The sequence below is a fragment of the Panacibacter ginsenosidivorans genome (assembly GCF_007971225.1).
Classification (GTDB): domain Bacteria; phylum Bacteroidota; class Bacteroidia; order Chitinophagales; family Chitinophagaceae; genus Panacibacter; species Panacibacter ginsenosidivorans.
In genome coordinates this window covers 4,444,919-4,458,685 of record NZ_CP042435.1, presented here as the reverse complement: position 1 = coordinate 4,458,685, position 13,767 = coordinate 4,444,919, and the positions used below count along the sequence as shown (strand labels likewise).

Annotated in this window: 12 protein-coding genes; 11 read left to right on the top strand and 1 reads right to left on the bottom strand. The window is 38.3% G+C overall.

Annotation, left to right across the window (positions count from 1 at the left end):
* The 5 genes from FRZ67_RS18745 to FRZ67_RS18725 all read left to right on the top strand — a co-directional run bounded on the left by FRZ67_RS18745 (position 1) and on the right by FRZ67_RS18725 (position 6,964).
* Positions 1 to 1,251, top strand: a complete 1,251-nt coding sequence (locus tag FRZ67_RS18745) for a TolC family protein (protein ID WP_147192100.1) — start codon at positions 1 to 3, stop codon at positions 1,249 to 1,251.
* 2 nt (positions 1,252 to 1,253) lie between these two features.
* A complete protein-coding gene (locus tag FRZ67_RS18740; protein WP_225975396.1) occupies positions 1,254 to 2,501 on the top strand; it encodes a heavy metal-binding domain-containing protein in 1,248 nt (415 codons plus the stop codon).
* A gap of 6 nt (positions 2,502 to 2,507) precedes the next feature.
* Complete coding sequence (locus FRZ67_RS18735) at positions 2,508 to 3,809, top strand: efflux RND transporter periplasmic adaptor subunit (RefSeq protein WP_147192098.1); 1,302 nt, start codon at positions 2,508 to 2,510, stop codon at positions 3,807 to 3,809.
* A gap of 88 nt (positions 3,810 to 3,897) precedes the next feature.
* On the top strand, positions 3,898 to 6,072 hold the full coding sequence (locus FRZ67_RS18730) for a copper-translocating P-type ATPase (RefSeq protein ID WP_225975395.1): 2,175 nt from the start codon (positions 3,898 to 3,900) through the stop codon (positions 6,070 to 6,072).
* A gap of 247 nt (positions 6,073 to 6,319) precedes the next feature.
* Positions 6,320 to 6,964, top strand: a complete 645-nt coding sequence (locus tag FRZ67_RS18725; protein WP_147192096.1) for a cadmium resistance transporter — start codon at positions 6,320 to 6,322, stop codon at positions 6,962 to 6,964.
* Positions 6,965 to 7,292: 328 nt separating this feature from the next.
* On the opposite strand, the gene FRZ67_RS18720 is transcribed toward FRZ67_RS18725, so the two are convergent.
* The gene (locus FRZ67_RS18720; protein WP_147192094.1) at positions 7,293 to 8,075 is read right to left on the bottom strand and encodes a methyltransferase domain-containing protein; all 783 of its coding nucleotides are present in this window, start codon (positions 8,073 to 8,075) and stop codon (positions 7,293 to 7,295) included.
* Positions 8,076 to 8,230: 155 nt separating this feature from the next.
* Between FRZ67_RS18720 and FRZ67_RS18715 the strand changes: the two genes are divergently transcribed.
* From FRZ67_RS18715 to FRZ67_RS18690, 6 genes are all read left to right on the top strand, one after another.
* Entirely contained in the window at positions 8,231 to 8,899 is a 669-nt protein-coding gene (locus FRZ67_RS18715) for an ArsR/SmtB family transcription factor (protein ID WP_147192092.1), read from the top strand.
* 9 nt (positions 8,900 to 8,908) lie between these two features.
* The gene (locus FRZ67_RS18710; RefSeq protein WP_225975394.1) at positions 8,909 to 10,015 is read left to right on the top strand and encodes an MBL fold metallo-hydrolase; all 1,107 of its coding nucleotides are present in this window, start codon (positions 8,909 to 8,911) and stop codon (positions 10,013 to 10,015) included.
* A gap of 18 nt (positions 10,016 to 10,033) precedes the next feature.
* Positions 10,034 to 10,855, top strand: coding sequence for a class I SAM-dependent methyltransferase (locus tag FRZ67_RS18705; protein WP_158638408.1), 822 nt, complete (start codon positions 10,034 to 10,036; stop codon positions 10,853 to 10,855).
* Between the two features lie 137 nt (positions 10,856 to 10,992).
* Positions 10,993 to 12,276 (top strand): MFS transporter, encoded by a 1,284-nt coding sequence (locus tag FRZ67_RS18700; protein WP_147192088.1) that lies wholly within the window; start codon positions 10,993 to 10,995, stop codon positions 12,274 to 12,276.
* 92 nt (positions 12,277 to 12,368) lie between these two features.
* Positions 12,369 to 13,193 (top strand): class I SAM-dependent methyltransferase, encoded by an 825-nt coding sequence (locus FRZ67_RS18695; protein ID WP_192903887.1) that lies wholly within the window; start codon positions 12,369 to 12,371, stop codon positions 13,191 to 13,193.
* Between the two features lie 61 nt (positions 13,194 to 13,254).
* Positions 13,255 to 13,599 (top strand): DUF5655 domain-containing protein, encoded by a 345-nt coding sequence (locus tag FRZ67_RS18690; protein WP_147192086.1) that lies wholly within the window; start codon positions 13,255 to 13,257, stop codon positions 13,597 to 13,599.
* The last annotated feature ends 168 nt before the right edge of the window (positions 13,600 to 13,767 follow it).

Genomic DNA, 13,767 nt, shown 5'->3' with positions numbered 1-13,767 from the left:
ATGAAAATATTTTTTGCTGCTATTACATCAATGAGCCTGTTGTGCCAGGCAGCAGCTGCACAAACATTAAAGCTGAATGATATTTTAGATAGTATCCAGCAATCTTATCCTTCTTTGAAAATGTACGATGCACAAATTCAATCTTTAGATGCAGCTGCAAAAGGTGCAAAGAGCTGGATGGCGCCGCAGGTTTCAACCGGTTTATGGATGACACCTTACAACACAAACCTCTGGAAGGCAGATGGAGCAGGCAATACAGGTATGGGGCAGTACATGATCTCTGCTGAACAAATGTTTCCTAATAAAAAATACAATGATGCCAACGAAGCATATATGAAGGCAATGTCATCCGTTGAAAAAGAAAATAAACAAGCCACCTTAAATGAATTATTGGCTACTGCCAAAAAGAACTATTACGGATGGCTCATCATTGAGAAGAAATTATCGGTGCTTGCACAAAGCGAAAAGTTATTAGAATTCATGATCACAAATGCTGAAACAAGATATAAGAATGGTTTGGGAAAAATAAGTGCTTACTATAAAGCAAAAGCATCACTGGGTACTATTGAGAATATGCGGGTTGAATTAGAAAATGAAATTGCACAAAAACGCATTGCGATAAACACACTAATGAATCGTGCTAAACAAACAGATTTTTCTATTGATACAAATTATGCAGTGAAAGATTATTCAAGTAGTTTATTTGACAGCACTTTATTTTATTCAAACCGCAGCGATATAAAAGCAATTGATAAAAATATTCAACTTACCTATCTGCAGCAAAATGTCGAGAAAGCAAGCTTAAAACCGCAATTCGGCGTAAGGTATGACCACATGTTCGGCTTTGGCGGGTTTCCGATGCAATATACTTTAATGGGTATGATGAAAATCCCAATGAACTGGTCAACAAAAATGAATAAAGCAAACATTGAAAGTTTGAAATGGAAAGCTTTGTCATTTGAGGATCAGAAAGTGTCTATGGCAAATGAGTATTCAGGAATGGCTTATCAAATGCAGCAGAATATTGTCGCAAAGAAAAAGCAGATTGAGCTTTTCGATAAAAACATCATTCCTGCTTTAAAGAAAAATTATGAAAGCACTTTGCTGGCTTATGAACAAAATACGGAAGAACTTTTTGAATTGTATGATGGCTGGGAAACGCTGAACAATACACAGCTTGAATTTCTTGATCAATTGGATCAGTTATTATCCATGCAGGTCGATCTTGAAAAAGTACTTGAAATAAAATAGAGATGAAGAAAACATTTTGGTTATATCTAGTGAGCATGATTGCCGCTTTCACACTTATCCAGGCATGTGGTAGTAAGCAGTTGAAAGAAGCAAACGCAGACACTTCATCGGGAGACCTCTATACCTGTTCGATGCATCCCCAGGTGCTGGAACATCATCCGGGTGACTGCCCTATCTGTGGAATGAGGTTGATAAAGAAGAATGCGGAGGCTGCATCAATAAATAATATTGAGCTTGAAAGTTTGCTTAAGCCCGCAAATGAATTTGTTGTTACATCATTGCCTGTTACAACAGCCCAGGAAAAAAATATAACAGTCCCTGTTAAAGTCTATGGGACTGTAGAATACGATACGCGGGCGGCAGGTTCAATCTCTGCGCGTGTTTCAGGACGCATTGAAAAATTGTATCTGCGATACCGTTACCAGGAAGTTACAGATGGGCAAAAGATAATGGATATATACAGTCCTGAATTAGTGACTGCGCAACAGAATCTATTATTTCTTTTAAAGAGTGACGCTGACAATATTTCTTTCATCAACGCAGCCAAACAAAGGTTGTTGTTGCTTGGCATGAGCGAGAATGAATTGAACAAGGTTATGCAAACAGGCAAGCCATTATATAGCGTAAGTGTCTACAGTAACTATAGCGGACATGTGCATGACGCGGGGATGAGCAATGGAGACGCTTCAAATGATATGAATAGTTCTTCAGCCGTTACGCAAGCACTGTCACTAAAGGAAGGTATGTATATACAAAAGGGACAAACATTATTTATGATCATGAACCATCACCAGGCATGGGCTGCGCTGCAAATTTTTACAAGCGATCAGTCACTTGTAAAAAAAGGCGATGCTGTTCATATTATTCCAGAAACAGATACTGCTGCTGCTATAGATGGAAGGATTGATTTCATTGAACCTTTCTTTCGGGGTAATAGCAAAACACTTACTGCAAGAGTTTATTTTCATAATATGGCTATGTTGCCAATCGGCAGTCATGTAACGGCGAACATTTATGCCGGCAATACGCAAGGCTTATGGCTACCTGCGTCGGCAGTTCTATCTCTTGGCTCAAATGAAGTTGCATTCTTAAAGAAAGATGGAGGATTCGTTGCACATAAAATAACAACCGGCATCCGCTCAAATGACAATGTGCAGATAGTTTCAGGTCTTAATGCAACAGATACCGTTGCAGTGAATGCACAGTATTTAATAGACAGTGAAAGTTTTATCAAAACTGCTTCAAAATAAATTATTATGAGCATGAATTATTTGGATAAACATTTTGAATCAGGCAAAAGTGTTGCAGGGTATCGCCTGTTGTGTCACTCCCTTCAGCGTTTGTTATTTTATTCATTATTTATTATTGTTGTTCCAATTATTGCAACTTCATGTAAAGAGAAAAAGCAAACAGACGCAACAGTTAATAAAGATGTCTACTATACCTGCAGTATGCATCCGCAGATACATGAAGAACATCCAGGAAGTTGTCCCATCTGCGGCATGAAATTAATTGCAGTGCCTAAGAGCAGCATGAATGCAACAGCACAGGTTCATTTAAGTTCAGTGCAGATTAAGTTGGGCAATATACAGGCTGATACAATCAGGAATGGAAGCATTGGTGATAAAATGATCCTGACAGGCACCTTGAATTTTAACCAGGATAATCTTTCTTCAGTTAGTGCAAGAGTGGAAGGAAGAATTGAAAGACTATATTTTAAGAATATCGGTGACTATGTTCGTAAAGGAGATAGGCTTTATGATCTATACAGCGAACAACTCAATAACGCCAAGCAGGAATATGTAACAGCTTTGCAACAGGAAAGTGCAATTGGTAATTCACTTATAAATTATCATGCACTCGTAGAAAGCGCCAAAAATAAATTATTGTTATGGGGAATGACGAATGGACAAATCAATCAGCTTGCTGATGGCCAACAAGCATCAACACTTACTTCATTTTACAGCACAGAAGACGGTTACATTACAACTTTGAATGTAAAAGAAGGAGATTATGTAATGGATGGCGGCACTGTGGTCGATCTCGCAAATTTATCAACGCTTTGGGCAGAGGCACAGGTATATACTACGCAAATGTTATCATTCAAAAAAAGTGAAAATGTTACTGTACAAATTCCAGACTTAAATAATCAAACGATTGACGGAAAAATTGATTTTGTGAACCCTGAGATTAATCCTGATACGCGTATCAGTTTGGTACGTGTTAGCATTCCCAATCCCAATAATCAATTGCATCCTGGGATGCCGGTTTATATTATTGCAAACAGCAGTGCGCATAATTCGATTGCGTTGCCTGTTGATGCAGTATTAACAGATAGTAAAGGCTCAATTGTTTGGGTGGAAACGCAACCGGATGTTTACGAAGCAAGAATGGTGAAAACAGGGATCAATGATGGCAATGCAGTTGAAATCATTTCAGGGTTACATACAGGTGATGTTGTAGTTACAAGTGGCGCTTATTTAATAAACAGTGAATATATTTTTCAGCATGGTGCCAATCCAATGGAAGGAATGGATATGACCGGCATGAAGATGTAATCAAAGCAATAATTATATAAAACCTATCCATAATCATGTAACAATATAATTTTTCCAGCTAACTAATTTGCATTTTAAAACCTAACTCATGGAACATCCTCCTCAACAAAAATATACCTGCCCGATGCATCCGGAAGTGGTTTCAGATAAGCCTGGTAATTGCCCAAAATGTGGAATGGCGCTCGTGCCTGTTAAAGAGAAACGGGAGCATGAAAAAATGGGCCACTCTAAAATTGATCATAGTAAAATGAAAATTGATGATCAGGGAATGGATCATAGCAAAATGGGTCACAGCAAAATGTCCGGTGCTCATGCAGGTCACGATCATCATGCCATGATGATTGATGATTTCAAAAAACGGTTCTATGTTGTATTGATATTAACTGTGCCCATTTTGCTGTTATCTGAAATGATACAACATTGGCTGAATATTCATTTCAGCTTCACAGGATCACAATATGTTTTATTAGCCTTATCGTCAGTTGTTTTCTTTTATGGTGGTTTTCCCTTTTTAAAGGGTTTGATTGACGAAATAAAAGGAAAGAATTTAGGAATGATGACGCTTATCGGGTTTGCGATCACCGTAGCTTACGTGTATAGTGTAGCCACAGTATTTGGATTAAAAGGAATGGACTTCTTTTGGGAACTGGCAACGCTTATTCTTATTATGTTGTTAGGACACTGGATTGAAATGAAATCTATTGCAGGGGCATCAAGAGAGTTGGAACTATTGGTGCAGCTTATGCCCTCCGATGCGCACCTTGTGCATGACGATCAAATTACGGATATAAGGACAGAAACACTTAAAGAAAATGATATTGTTCTTGTAAAACCTGGAGAGAAAGTACCAGCAGACGGAATTGTAACCGATGGTGAAAGTTATCTCAATGAAAGCATGCTTACCGGTGAATCAAAACCTGTGGAGAAAAAGAAAGGCGATAAAGTAATTGCTGGTGGTATCAATGGCAATGGCGCTATTAAAGTATCCGTTTTGCATGCTATCAAAGACTCCTATTTGTCACAAGTGATAAAACTGGTGCAAGATGCACAAAACTCAAAATCAAAAACACAATTGATTGCGGATAAAGCCGCACGTTGGCTTACCGTTATCGCAATTATATTTGGTGTAGCAACATTTTTAGTATGGTATATTTCGGGCAGCAATCTTGCTTTTGCCATTGAACGTATGGTAACTGTCGTTGTAATCTGTTGCCCGCATGCATTAGGTCTCGCAGTTCCTTTGGTGGTTGCAAAATCTACAGCGTTATCCGCAAAGAATGGTCTATTGATCAAGAAAAGAACCGACTTCGAAAATGCAAGAAAAATTACCACACTTGTATTTGATAAAACAGGTACACTTACTGTCGGAAAATTTGAAGTCTCCAAAATAGTAGTGCTGCAAAAGAATATAGAAGAAAAAGAATTGCTTCGTTTGGCTGCCGCCTTAGAGGAAAATTCAGAACATCCTATAGCTACCGGCATTCTGCAAAAAGCTAAAGATTTGTCTGTTATAATTCCTGCAGCTCAAAACTTTAATGCGATTACCGGCAAGGGTGTGGAAGCAAATGTGGAAGGCAATGATATTAAAGTGGTAAGCCCGGGTTATTTAAAAGAAAATAAAATGCCCTTTCCTGATAATTACAATAGTGATGCTGCGGAAACAGTAGTATTTGTTATCATAAAAAATAACCTTGCCGGTTATATTACTTTGGCGGATACTATACGACCCGAATCTGCAGAAGCAATAAAAACCCTTCATGATAACAAAATAAAAGCAGTGTTACTTACCGGAGATAACAAACAGGTTGCAGAAAGTGTAAGCAAGAAATTGGGTATAGATGAATATTATGCAGAGGTGTTGCCACACCAAAAACTGGAAAAGATTAAAGAGTTACAAAATAAAGGTGAATATGTTGCAATGACGGGTGATGGTGTAAATGATGCTCCTGCCCTGGCACAGGCAAATGTTGGTATAGCAGTAGGTTCGGGAAGTGATATAGCTGCAGAAACGGCAGGTATTGTGCTCGTAAACAGTAACCCGAAAGATATAGTTAACCTTATCTTGTTTGGTAAAGCGACTTATAAAAAGATGATACAAAATCTTGTTTGGGCAACAGGATATAACATCGTGGCACTTCCGCTTGCTGCGGGCATTTTGTACAAATCCGGTATTTTATTAAGTCCCGCAGCGGGCGCTGTTCTTATGAGCGTAAGCACAATTATAGTTGCTATTAATGCAAGCCTGTTAAAAGTAAAAAAGTAAAGAAGAAGATGTCAAACTGTTGACGAGGTGTAATTCAACCAGACATGGGATGTGCTCTATTTGTTATGCAGTTGCCTTAATCGTACGCTACTAAACGAAGTCTGCAGCCTGCTCTTTTAAAAATATCTTGCAACACAACCATTTTAGGTATTGCATCAATTGGTCCCGCCGTTATTGCGCATGAAGGTTCTACGTTGGTGGTTGTGTTTAATGCATTAAGATTGTTGGCTTACAAAAATGAATAGCGTTGCAGGAAATAGAATTCATTAAAACTATAAAAGAAATGGAGCTAATAGTAACCAGTATTCTTGCTTTTGGCGGCACTAATATCGACGATATATTCCTCCTGGTAATATTCTTTGCCAACAAAGACTATAAAACCAAACATATTGTCATTGGACAATACATAGGCATTATTGCCTTAATTGGAATTAGCATTATCGGGTCTTTTATTGGCCTGTTGTTCGATCATATCTATATTGGTTTGCTGGGATTATTACCCGTTTATTTTGGAATACGTGATTTATTTGGGCTTAATAAGGGCAGGAAGGGAGAGCGGGAAGGAAAATTATTATCACATCGAAAGAGAGCTAATAAGACATTTTCAGTAGCTGCTGTTACATTTTCAAACGGTGGTGATAATCTCGGAGTGTACATTCCTCTTTTCGTGACGTTAGGGATGCCTCAAAAGATTGTAATGGTTATTATCTTCTTAATCATGGTAGCAATTTGGTGCATCGCGGCAAAGTACTTAAGCAAGCATTCTGCTATCGCAAACGTCATTGATAGATTTGGCCATATTATTACCCCAATCGTGCTCATTTTATTAGGAATTTATATTCTTTACAGTAATGGCGTTTTCAGAGCATTAGGGATTTCAATGCCTCGTTAGCAAAATGTTACCCTGGCTATAATGTTGCTGCGATCAGCAATCATAGTGATAAGATTAAGATGTTTCAAGCATATTGCCTGGCCAAGACACAAAGCAAATCTGATTATTAGTTCAGTTTAGGGATGGTAACAATACTAATTCCCTTAACTATTTTAGAAATTGCTTCTATTAGTCCGGCAGTTGTTGTGCATGAGGTTTCTACGCTGATTATTGTATTTAATGCATTGCGATTGTTAGCTTGCAATGGATAATCCTGTATTTATCGACTCCTTTTAAAGATGTTTGGGAATTTAATTTTATTGCATCAAACTAGTCTTTGAAAAAATCATTATTTTTTCACCGCAATCAATGAAACACTTTTCACCCCATAATCTTTGGATGCACCTTTTGCAGATTTTGATATGAAAGAGTAAGCATCGTTATTTCTTATCAAAAGAATTTCCATTCCTGCTTTTTCAATGGCACTTCTGTAATCATCCTGCTGGCTGGCGCCGCCGATACATGCCGCCCACAACGTAGAATTGCAAACCACATTCTCCGGCAATTGCTTTTCAGTAACAATATCTGCAATAACCATTCTTCCGCTTGCCTTTAGTACCCGGGAAACCTCTGCAAATACTTTTTCTTTATCGGAGCAAAGATTGATAACGCCGTTACTGATAATCACATCAAAACTTTCATTATCAAACGGAAGTTGTTCAATGTACGATTTATAAAAAGTGATATTTTCAAATTTGTGTTGCTTAGCAAGTCTGGTTGCTTTTTCTAATTGTTCGTCGGTCATATCAACGCCACAAACACTTCCTTTCTTTCCTACTTTCAACGCCCCTATACAACTATCCATTCCTGAACCGCTTCCAAGGTCAAGTACCTTGTCCCCTTCTTTCAAATCAGCCATGTCAAAATAATATCCTACACCTGCAAAGGATTCCATCGCTTCAGCAGGAATATGGTCGAGGTCATCTTTTTCGTAACCCAATTTTTCAGCAAGACCGCGGCCCATTTCAAAATGATATTCGCCTTTTGGATTTATTGCTACATCCCGGTACATTTTTTTTACTTTCTGTTCGAGATCAGCTGTATCAAGCTTATTGGTTGCAATCGTTTCCATAAAAATGATTTTTGAGTTTATAATGTATGTAAAAGTTCCGGAAATAAATACGCATAAGAGTCGTTATTGAATTTTTTATCTATTCTACTATTCAATAAAGTTATTGAATAGTTTGATAAAACCCTTATTTTTGTTTTTGATTTAATGAACGAACTATGGAAAAAAGAATTTTTAAGGATAAGGTATATTCAATACTGGCAAAAATGATCAGGGCAATGGCTAATCCACGCCGGCTGGAAATCATTGACCTGCTGGGGCAGGGCGAAAAATCGGTGGAGGAGATTGCTTCTGAGACGAATATGACGGTCGCCAATGCCTCACAGCATTTGCAGGTATTAAAAGCGGAGAATCTTGTTGAGATCAGGCGGGAAAAGAACTTTATTCATTACAGGCTTGCCCATGAAGAGATCTACAAGTCATGGCAAAACTTAAGAGCACTTGGTTTTGAAAGGGTGGCGGAGATTCAAAAACTTGTAGATGATTTCAGGGAGAAGAAAAACGGTCTTGAGGCGATTAACCTGGATGAATTATTAAAGCGGCTGAAATCAAAAAATATCATGTTGCTCGATGTACGCCCCGAGCAAGAATATAATAACGGGCATATCCCCAAAGCAATTAATATCCCACCAGATGAACTTTTATCCAGACTCAAAAAACTTCCAAAAAACAAAGAGTACATAGCTTATTGCAGAGGTCCATTTTGTGTTTTTGCAGATGAAGCGGTAAGTGCGCTTTCAAAAAGAGGCTTTAAAGCAAGAAGGCTTGTTGAAGGATTTCCTGATTGGAAATCGAGGGGATTAAATGTTGAAGTTGTTCATGACTAAATATAAATTATGGAAAAAGAAATGAGTGTGAATGCAGAAACGCTAAGAGCATGGATTGAAGAAGATAAGCCGATTTTTATTTTGGATGTAAGACCAAAAGAACAAAGAGACGAATGGCAGATACCGGGAAGTATTTATTTGGACGCATACAAAAGACTCAATGAGGGTGACACTTCTGTATTAGACGAAATATCCATTCCTGAAAATACTGAAGTTGTTACAGTATGTGCTGCCGGCAGAACCAGTCAGATAGCTGCAACTGAATTGAGGAAAAGAGGAATTAAAGCATCTTCTTTAGAAGGGGGTATGAAAGGCTGGAGCCTGGCATGGAACACCGCAAAACTCTCCTTTGACAATTTTGAGATTATTCAATTACGAAGAACGGGTAAGGGGTGTCTTTCTTATATTATTGCATCACATGGTGAGGCTGCAATTGTTGATGCTTCTCTTTCGCCCGAAGTATATGAGCAAATTTTAGGGGAGAATAATCTTACTTTAAAATATGTGATCGAAACGCATATTCATGCAGATCATCTTTCACGCTCTAAGCAAATAGCAGAAAGAAATAATGTACCACTCTATTTGCCGACACCTAATAAAGCAACTTTTACATTTCAGTCTGTTAAAGATGAAACTGTTTTTAAAGTTGGCGACATTACTGTAAAAGCAATCCACACGCCAGGGCATACTTTGGAAAGCACAAGCTATTTAGTTGATGAGAAAGCTTTGCTCACTGGTGACACCTTGTTTATTGACGGTGTGGGAAGACCCGATCTAAAAGCAGACACAGATGAAACAACAGCAAAGGCAAAATTGTTATATCAGTCTTTGCAAGCGCTATTGTCTTTGCCAGATGATACTATTGTTCTGCCTGCGCATACCGGTAAACCTGTAGATTTTGATCACAAGCCTTTGCAGGCAACATTGGCAACTATTCAAAAAAATGTCGCCATGTTACAAATGAGTGAGGAAGAATTTGTCAGTACACTCTTGCAGCGCATACCGGCAACTCCTGCTAATTATTTATCAATTGTTGAAAAGAATATCAAAGGAGACTTTAGCGATATAAACCCTGTTGACCTGGAAGCAGGTGCCAATCGTTGTGCTATTTCATAAATTTTAATGCAACAAATCATGGATACTAAAACTGGTTCATTTGATGCGCTTACTTTTTCCGGTTCAATTCCCGGTCATTATGAACAATACCTCGGACCTATGTTCTTCGAGACTTATGCCATTGAGATCGCTAAAAGAATTGATCCATCTTCTGTAAAAGCAGCGTTAGAGCTTGCATGTGGAACAGGTCGTGTAACCCGCCATTTATGTAAGGTTATCCCCGAAACATCAAGGCTGATAGCTTCAGATATAAGTGAAGATATGTTGGCTATTGCAAGAGAAAAAACGAAAGCATCCAATATAGAATGGCGCATTATTGATGCACAGGATTTACCTTTTGATGACAACAGTATTGATCTTGTAGTTTGTTGCTTTGGCTACATGCTTGTTCCAGATAAACAAAAAGCTTTTGCAGAAGCATACAGGGTTTTAAAACCTGGTGGCAGTTTGTTGATGAGTACATGGGACAGGCTTGAACTCAATGCCGCTTCTTATGTTTACAGGAAAACTGTAAAAAAATACTTGCAGGAACCAGTGTCTGAAATATACAAACTTCCTTTTTCAATGCATGATGATAATGAGATAAGACACAATTTACAAGAGGCTGGGTTTTCAAAAATCATCATTGAAAAAGTGAATAAAGTATCTGAAAGTTCAACCGCAAAGGAAGCTGCTTATGGACTTACACAGGGTGGATCTATCTACAATGAAATAATGAAACGTAATCCTGCATGGATAGAAGAAATAAAAGAAACAGTAGAGAAAGAGCTTACTGAAAAATTTGGCGCAGCACCAATGATTGCGCCAATGAGAGCATTAATTACGACTGCCTGGAAATAATGCATGTTGCACACTTCACTAACTCTATGGCGTAAACAGGAGGCGACTTTGAAATGGGGGAAGACTTTAGAATTGTTGCTACTCTAATCTCATTTCGCATACACCTAAACCACTTTAGTAGAAAAATAGAAATTGGTATGAAAGAAGTAAAATTAGGCTTAAGAGAAAACTGGCAGCAATTCACGCTGCTTGTTATCATCAATGCTTTTGTCGGTGGAATGGTGGGGCTTGAAAGAAGTATTCTGCCGCGAATTGCAGAAGCTGAATTTCATATTGCTGCTAAAACAGCAATACTTTCTTTCATTATAGTTTTTGGAATTGTAAAAGCCTCAACAAATTATTTCACTGGTGCTTTGGCAAATAAAATTGGAAGAAAAAATTTACTTACCATCGGATGGCTTATTGGTATTCCTGTTCCTTTTGTTTTGATGTATGCTGATAGTTGGAACTGGATAGTTGCAGCAAATGTTTTGTTGGGCATCAACCAGGGCTTAACATGGAGTAGTACAGTCGTAATGAAAATAGATTTAGTGGGGGAAAAGCAAAGAGGTTTTGCAATGGGTTTAAATGAGTTTGCAGGTTATGCAGCTTTAGCCCTTGTTGCTTTTCTTACCGGATGGATTGCATCGAACTATGGTTTGCGACCGTACCCTTTTTATGTTGGAGTTGTCTTATCAATATTAGGTCTTTTAGGAAGCTGGTTATTGGTGAAAGACACAAAGCATCATGTCTCTGTTGAAACAACAACGAGCAAAGTACCAAAGCTGAAAAATATCTTTTGGGAAACAACTTTGCGAAACAAAACTTTGAGTGCTGTTACGCAAGCTGGTTTAATAAACAATTTGAATGATGCGATGGCTTGGGGAATTTTTCCTATTCTACTTGCATCGAAGGGTTTTAGTATAGCAGAAATCGGAATTGTAACCGCTGTGTATCCTGCTGTATGGAGTATAGGTATGCTTTTTACGGGAAAAATGGCAGACCATTTCTGCAAAAAAGATTTACTTTTTCTTGGAATGCTTTTGCAGGGTATTCCCTTAATTATTTTGCCCTTTGCTCAAACCATGACTCATTTCATTATTCTGTCTTCGTTTCTTGGGATCGGAACTGCATTGGTATATCCTACATTTCTTGCAACCATTGCTGAAAATACGCATCCCACTGATCGGGCAAATAGCCTTGGTGTTTTTCGTTTATGGAGAGATTTGGGTTATGCGATAGGAGCCATTCTTACAGGCATTATAGCAGATACTTTGGGAATAAATGCGTCTATGCTGATCATTGGATTACTCACCATTTTTTCAGCAGGAATTATTTTTTACCGCATGAGGTGCGACGGTAATGATTCAATAAAAATCTTTGATCGGGTAACCAATAAAAGAAAGGAATATGGAACCGCAGGTATTGGAAAACTGCATTGAACTGTCTCGTGGACGAAAAGAAGGTTAAGCAAAATTGTATTGGAGGTGGCTTGTACAACTTTTATCTTATTTCTATTAAAATAAAAAATCAAATGAATCCTAACAAAGCATTATGGGAAAAAGGTGATTTTACCCGCATCGCACAAACCATGCGTAAAAGTGGTGCAGCACTGGTTGCAAAACTGGGGATCACCGAAGGTCTTAACGTTCTTGACCTTGGTTGTGGCGATGGCACGACTGCTATACCTGCCGCAAAACTGACAGCGAATGTTTTGGGAATTGATATTGCAGGTAACCTTGTTGAAGCGGGCAACATTCGTGCAAAAGAGGAAGGGCTTACCAACTGCAGTTTCCGCGAAGGTGATGCAAGCGATTTGCATGAACTGAAAGATGAGACATTCGACCTTGTCATCAGCATCTTTGGTGCTATGTTTGCGCCAAAGCCCTTTGAGGTAGCCAAAGAAATGGTACGTGTTACCCGACGCGGCGGACGAATAGGGATGGGTAACTGGATACCCGGCGACCCGACCCTGGTAGCACAGATATTAAAAATAAGTTCTGCCTATACGCCACCACCTCCCGAAGGCTTCATAAGCCCAATGACCTGGGGTGTGGAAAGCAACGTAATTGAACGTTTTGGTAACGCCGGTATTCCAAAAGAAGATATATCGTTTGCCCGGGAGATTTACACATTTAATGCTGACTGCTCACCTTCAGATTTTGTGGCTTTATTTAAAAATTATTATGGACCAACAATGAATGCTTTTGAAGCAGCAGAAAAGAACGGGAAAGCTGCGGATCTGCAGGAGGAATTAGAAGTATTGTTTAACAGTCAAAACAAAAGTTCAGCAGAGAACACCGCGTCCATTGATGCTGTGTTTTTGTGGGTTACAGTTAATAAATTACCAGGTAGATAAATAGTTGCTTATTTAATAACTTTAAAGCTGCAATATTGCAGTTTTTTTTATTCTTGATGTTATGGAATATACCGAGCTTGACCATTTAAAGGATAAAGAACCAATAGTAGCAGGCATTTATGAGGAACTGATTAAAGAACTTCAGAAGTTTGGACAATTAAAAATTGAGCCAAAGAAAACAAGTATTCATTTAGGAAATCGTTTTGGATTTGCAGGCATTTATACGAGACGGGATTATATTAACTTAGAAGTTCATCTTAATCACAAATTAGTCAGCAAACGTGTAAGTAAAGTCGAGCATGCATCTGCAAATCGTTACCATCACACAATTAAACTTACTTCGCTAAAGGACATTGATAAACAATTATTAGAGTGGCTTAAAGAGGCGTATGAACTAAAAAAATAATTTTCTATTTGTCCCACTCATATGTAGTTACCTTATTTTCAATTGGACTTTTCAGCTAAGCGATCTTACCATAATATGAATTCTCCAATTTATATACCTGAATTTTAGCAGGCTCTTTTCCAGCAGTTAGCTACACAACAATAACGTCGCCTGCTTTCATTTGAGCCG

Excerpts from the sequence above, each read along its gene's own strand:
- FRZ67_RS18745 (WP_147192100.1), top strand. The coding sequence starts at position 1 with ATGAAAATATTTTTTGCTGCTATTACATCAATGAGCCTGTTGTGCCAG.
- FRZ67_RS18740 (WP_225975396.1), top strand. The coding sequence starts at position 1,254 with ATGAAGAAAACATTTTGGTTATATCTAGTGAGCATGATTGCCGCTTTC.
- FRZ67_RS18735 (WP_147192098.1), top strand. The coding sequence starts at position 2,508 with ATGAGCATGAATTATTTGGATAAACATTTTGAATCAGGCAAAAGTGTT.
- FRZ67_RS18730 (WP_225975395.1), top strand. The coding sequence starts at position 3,898 with ATGGAACATCCTCCTCAACAAAAATATACCTGCCCGATGCATCCGGAA.
- FRZ67_RS18720 (WP_147192094.1), bottom strand. The coding sequence starts at position 8,075 with ATGGAAACGATTGCAACCAATAAGCTTGATACAGCTGATCTCGAACAG.
- FRZ67_RS18715 (WP_147192092.1), top strand. The coding sequence starts at position 8,231 with ATGGAAAAAAGAATTTTTAAGGATAAGGTATATTCAATACTGGCAAAA.
- FRZ67_RS18710 (WP_225975394.1), top strand. The coding sequence starts at position 8,909 with ATGGAAAAAGAAATGAGTGTGAATGCAGAAACGCTAAGAGCATGGATT.
- FRZ67_RS18705 (WP_158638408.1), top strand. The coding sequence starts at position 10,034 with ATGGATACTAAAACTGGTTCATTTGATGCGCTTACTTTTTCCGGTTCA.
- FRZ67_RS18700 (WP_147192088.1), top strand. The coding sequence starts at position 10,993 with ATGAAAGAAGTAAAATTAGGCTTAAGAGAAAACTGGCAGCAATTCACG.
- FRZ67_RS18695 (WP_192903887.1), top strand. The coding sequence starts at position 12,369 with ATGAATCCTAACAAAGCATTATGGGAAAAAGGTGATTTTACCCGCATC.
- FRZ67_RS18690 (WP_147192086.1), top strand. The coding sequence starts at position 13,255 with ATGGAATATACCGAGCTTGACCATTTAAAGGATAAAGAACCAATAGTA.